Origin of the sequence: Microcoleus sp., assembly GCF_049646505.1 — a bacterium.
Classification (GTDB): Bacteria; Cyanobacteriota; Cyanobacteriia; order Cyanobacteriales; family Microcoleaceae; genus Microcoleus.
Genome location: NZ_JBARVX010000145.1, coordinates 1 through 4,216, shown reverse-complemented (window position 1 = coordinate 4,216; position 4,216 = coordinate 1). Strand labels below are relative to the sequence as shown.

The following is a 4,216-nucleotide window of genomic DNA, read 5'->3' as shown; positions in this document are numbered from 1 at the left end:
ACCCCAAAAACACCATTGCTGGTAAAGGAACCAAGTGCTTTGATTCCAATAGATTTATTTCGTGTTTCTGAGGTGGTACAAATTTGATTGTCCATTCCCCGGCGCTGCCCGTTCCCCAACGTACTATCCCCGCTTCAGGGTTTATCCAACCCGAATCAATGGGTGTATTTGCAAAAGCTGCTCGCAGAGTTGCTGGAGACAGACATTTGTACTTGGAACTATCCCCCGATTGATAGTGAAAAATGTAAGTACCGCCCTCAATAAAGAGAAGTTCGGCTTGAATAGCGGACAACTTTCGCGGGGCAACCTCTAGTACCTCTCGAATTATTTCAGATGCAATGTCAGATTCCATAATGCTAAGATGTGCGAAAAATTGGTGTTAGGGTCAGATTCAATCCAGTCAATCAATTCGCAGGCTTTATCTAATAGCTGAGTGGCTTTTTTCCATTCACTAGCTAGGAATTTAATGTCTTCAATTGTCCAGGGTCTTGATTCAAAATTGCGATTCCAGTAATTTTCACAGCAAACACTTTGGTCTAGCCAAATATTTCCTGTTTCCAAGTCAAGGAGTGCTAATGCTGTCGGCAAATCGCTGATAGGAGGTGCAACACGACGAGCTAATCTTTTAAGAAGTTTGAAGTTAACTTTTTCGGGATGTGCAATGTCTTTCAAACTGTATCCAAACGTGCATTCGTACCACGATTCTCCTTCATCACCTGCTACGGATTCCAACCACCATCTACCTGACTGCGAAAGCGGGAGTAATCTCTGCCATCCGCTTCGCAATGCGTCAATTCCTTCTTCATGGTCTTGCCAATCTATTCCTTTAGGCGAGACAGGAATTTGATAGAGGCGCTCTTCATAAGCACCCTCTATAATTATGTCGTCAATGGGAAACAGATGTTCGCTAACTAGCGAAATAAACTCCAACTCCTTCGGACTGTGACTTTCATCTTCAGAGTAGAGTTCTGATTGGCTTTTTTCCCATTCCAAAGGAAACAATTCCTGGTAAAGAGTGAGTAGCTGATAAGTGTTCAGCTTAGTCCACAAATAATCGGTTGCTGATTTAAAGTCGGTGATTGGTTGGCACCGCTGTAATATTTGCAGAGCGGATTTAGCATTCCAAATTGCAGCCATATTAAAACCCCATTGGAATTGCCCCAGCTACAGAGCGACTATTTAACAATCGTTCCTTAGTTCGCTCAACTGCTTTTACATCGTCTGTTCCTTTAGAAATAGCTAACTCAATAGCGTTCGCCATTTCTTTCATAGTCGCGCTATCGAGTTCTCCAGAAAGCTCTAACCGTTGTAGTTCCCGACACATAGATAGTGCAGGATTAACTTCTTCTGGTGCATTGATGAGGAATTCTAAAGGAGTCATTTTCATGGTTATTTTACTCCTTTAGAGCCGTTGCGTTTGGCTACTGTAATCAATTCTCCAGGTTTTCTAATGATGTCGGCGTTGGCGCAATCGGGGTAATAAGTTGTGAGCAATTTGCGGAGCTCGTTATCATCATTTGCTATTTCCTCATCAACAGGATGTTGTTGTCCCTCGAAGGAAATTAGCACTTTCTTTTTTGAAGTCATTTTTTTATCCCAAAAGTAGGTATGTTGTTCAAATCCCAAATAAGGTCAGTTGCGTTCCAGTAGTTTTAGACTCTGTAGAAGTTGCGGACGCGGTGGTGCTATTTGCTTCGCCTCTGGGTTTATTTGGGCTAGTGGTTCTTTTCTTTTGGTTGTGAGCATTAGCAATCTGTCGCCGCACTTGGCGATTGGGAAAATCTGCTACAAGTTCCTTCAGCAGTTCTTTTAGAGGAGGCGGTAATTCTCCCAAGGATGACTCCCTTATCGTTTGGCTAACAGGAAAATCGCCGTGACTGCTTGCTGAAATGATTACAATCCGTCCCTCTGAATGACCATCATTTGGTTTAAATGTCAAGTGCAGTTCGACGGTACATTTATCGAAGATATAAGGTTCTTCTTGAGGTTCGGATTGTAAATTGCTGGATTCTTCGGTTTCAGAGAGAGTATTTTCTTCATCTTCCTCTGCCCATTTTTCATCATCTATGAAGTCTAAATCGTTCGCAGAGGTTGATGATTCAGTAGCGACTGGTTTTTTAACTTTAGCTGGCGAGAGTAGAGCTAGATAAGGTTTTTGAGCTTGCCAGCGAGTTCGGTCAAATAGCAGCCCAACTTTTTGAAATCTCTCCTCTATGGTTTCTTCATCTTCAGATTGAATTGTATACTCAATTAACTCTTCGCTCGTTACCGATAAACTGGCAGCAACGACTACATTTTTTGGTGTTAACCATTTCATTTGAGCGGTGTTATTTAATAGCTTATCATAGTGTATCTGGGCGATAGCCCCCCTAACTGGTGTTAATTAAAATCATTTTTGTTCAAACCTCCACTTAGTAGTAAAAGGGGTTCATCGGCGTAGGCTTCTATTTCCAAGTAATCGGTCATTGCTTCAGCGACAGCGGCTCGCATAGAACCAAGGATTACGAATAATCGCCCATCTTTTATGGGAAAAGATATATCAAGGTGATTGTCTTCTTCCTGAATCAACATGATAAGTTTACCTCGATAAACTCGGTAAGTAATTCTATCAAATGTTGAAATGTCAAACGAGTGGTTATTGTGTCTTTTCATGGAAATAGTTATACTAGATTAATTCAAAAAAAGGTTAGCAGATAGCATATAATAGCTATCTGCGGTTAGTGAAATCTCCCCAATCTTTTGTCTGAAAACCTTCTGCTAGCCGACTCTTGCTTTCACCTTCTTATTAGAAGTATCAGTGTTTTTAGGAAGCGCTTTTTCTTTACGCCCAGTCTTCTGTGTGGTAGAATGAGTTTCCTGAGAGTTTAATGCACGATTAGAAATTACTTCAGTCGCAGCGGTCAGATTTGATGGCACGATTCCGTATTCAACTCTGAGTTTACGCTCAATTCGAGTGCCATCAACGGGAATGCCTTGTTTCCAGTCAGCTAGGATTTTGCGTTTGTTGGGTGTAACAACTAGCTTTTCTGTGCGGTACTCTGTTGGCAAATCACAAGGATTTATTAACACTTCGCAACTCGGCGGATTTTCCTTGAGTCGGATGTGACGCGAGCGCCCCACAATCTCTGTAGGAATTACTCCCATTGAGTGAAATTGTAGCAGGGTTTTATCTAGACTGTTGCGCCACCGTTCCAGTCGTTCAATTGCCTTATTATGCAGTTCTACTAAGTGTTTTAAGCGTGCTTTTACGGCACAAATTTCAGCATCTAGTTGGTCTGCTAGTTCGGCTTGCGTGTCAGCAGCAATTTCGTGGTCTGTCTGAATTTCCCAAATTTCTTTGAGGATAGCCTCTTCTTCTTCGGGAGTTTCAGCAGTTTCCAATTGATTCCAGAGTTCTACTGCTTGTATTGAATATCTGGCTAACGAATCTTTAGCTAAATACATTAGTTACCACCTTCCACAACAATGAAAATATTCATCAAAAGTTTCAATTCGAGCGAGTATGGCTAGGGTTCCTGGCGTGAGTTCATCTGGTTCAATTTCTTCATCGCCTACTTCCTTATTTTGCATCTCTGGTATTACTTCTAGGGAGTCAGGTTTGAAATCCACTACTCCAACTAAATGAGCATTAGTGTAGGAAATGAGGATATCAGCTTCACATTTTGGCAGGGACATATTTGTGTAAAACCTAGTCTCAAGTTTAGGGGTTTAAGAATGCCTGCCATTTCGGTTAGAACCCCTTAAAGTTTCAACCTTTTTCAAGGCAGGAACTCGCTGCTTGCGAGAGGGAAGTTTTTCTTCAAATATGTCGGGTAATTCTTCTGAAAGGTCATCTTCATCGTCTTCAATATCGTCATTAGTGAAATTAGCATCGTTATCCTCATCCGCGTCATCCACTTCGCTTTCATCTGTCTGGACTTCTGGTTCTGGCGATGCAGCAGGTAAGGTAGTGGAGGTAGCGATGATGTCATAGCCGAGTTCTAAGATTAGCGATCGCACAACGCTTTCCATCTGCTGTTCCGATAACCCAGGAGTCGTTTTCTTGAGTTCCTGCTGTTTCATTAGCATCCACACTTCCAGAGTTTCTTCTGGTGTTGCAGTCTTCAATGCCAATTTGATTTTTCTAGTCAGTTTTTCCCGCGTGGATTTGAGACGGTCTGTGGCAATTTTTTGTGTATTATTGGGCTGATTTGTAGGCATAAGTAGTGGCGTACCA

General features: G+C 42.0%; 8 protein-coding genes and 1 pseudogene. All 9 read right to left on the bottom strand.

What is annotated here, in order from left to right:
- Window positions 1-352 (bottom strand): annotated as a pseudogene (locus WBA89_RS08085) (hypothetical protein); the annotation flags it as partial.
- On the bottom strand, window positions 325-1,137 hold the full coding sequence (locus WBA89_RS08080; RefSeq protein ID WP_371123301.1) for a hypothetical protein: 813 nt from the start codon (window positions 1,135-1,137) through the stop codon (window positions 325-327). The pseudogene WBA89_RS08085 and the gene WBA89_RS08080, both read right to left, overlap by 28 nt.
- A 1-nt stretch (window position 1,138) precedes the next feature.
- Window positions 1,139-1,387: a hypothetical protein gene (locus tag WBA89_RS08075; RefSeq protein ID WP_424405435.1), complete on the bottom strand. Its 249-nt coding sequence runs from the start codon at window positions 1,385-1,387 to the stop codon at window positions 1,139-1,141.
- Window positions 1,388-1,389: 2 nt separating this feature from the next.
- Window positions 1,390-1,587, bottom strand: a complete 198-nt coding sequence (locus WBA89_RS08070) for a hypothetical protein (protein WP_015211755.1) — start codon at window positions 1,585-1,587, stop codon at window positions 1,390-1,392.
- Between the two features lie 28 nt (window positions 1,588-1,615).
- The gene (locus WBA89_RS08065; RefSeq protein WP_424405433.1) at window positions 1,616-2,317 is read right to left on the bottom strand and encodes a hypothetical protein; all 702 of its coding nucleotides are present in this window, start codon (window positions 2,315-2,317) and stop codon (window positions 1,616-1,618) included.
- Between the two features lie 62 nt (window positions 2,318-2,379).
- Window positions 2,380-2,571 (bottom strand): hypothetical protein, encoded by a 192-nt coding sequence (locus tag WBA89_RS08060; RefSeq protein ID WP_333352459.1) that lies wholly within the window; start codon window positions 2,569-2,571, stop codon window positions 2,380-2,382.
- 186 nt (window positions 2,572-2,757) lie between these two features.
- The gene (locus WBA89_RS08055; RefSeq protein WP_333150520.1) at window positions 2,758-3,444 is read right to left on the bottom strand and encodes a siphovirus Gp157 family protein; all 687 of its coding nucleotides are present in this window, start codon (window positions 3,442-3,444) and stop codon (window positions 2,758-2,760) included.
- A 3-nt stretch (window positions 3,445-3,447) separates the two neighbouring features.
- Complete coding sequence (locus WBA89_RS08050) at window positions 3,448-3,609, bottom strand: hypothetical protein (RefSeq protein ID WP_424405430.1); 162 nt, start codon at window positions 3,607-3,609, stop codon at window positions 3,448-3,450.
- Window positions 3,610-3,708: 99 nt separating this feature from the next.
- Window positions 3,709-4,216: hypothetical protein (locus tag WBA89_RS08045; protein ID WP_424405428.1), on the bottom strand; the 508-nt coding region annotated here is incomplete at its 5' end.

Excerpts from the sequence above, each read along its gene's own strand:
- WBA89_RS08060 (WP_333352459.1), bottom strand. The coding sequence starts at position 2,571 with ATGTTGATTCAGGAAGAAGACAATCACCTTGATATATCTTTTCCCATA.
- WBA89_RS08055 (WP_333150520.1), bottom strand. The coding sequence starts at position 3,444 with ATGTATTTAGCTAAAGATTCGTTAGCCAGATATTCAATACAAGCAGTA.
- WBA89_RS08075 (WP_424405435.1), bottom strand. The coding sequence starts at position 1,387 with ATGAAAATGACTCCTTTAGAATTCCTCATCAATGCACCAGAAGAAGTT.
- WBA89_RS08070 (WP_015211755.1), bottom strand. The coding sequence starts at position 1,587 with ATGACTTCAAAAAAGAAAGTGCTAATTTCCTTCGAGGGACAACAACAT.
- WBA89_RS08080 (WP_371123301.1), bottom strand. The coding sequence starts at position 1,137 with ATGGCTGCAATTTGGAATGCTAAATCCGCTCTGCAAATATTACAGCGG.
- WBA89_RS08065 (WP_424405433.1), bottom strand. The coding sequence starts at position 2,317 with ATGAAATGGTTAACACCAAAAAATGTAGTCGTTGCTGCCAGTTTATCG.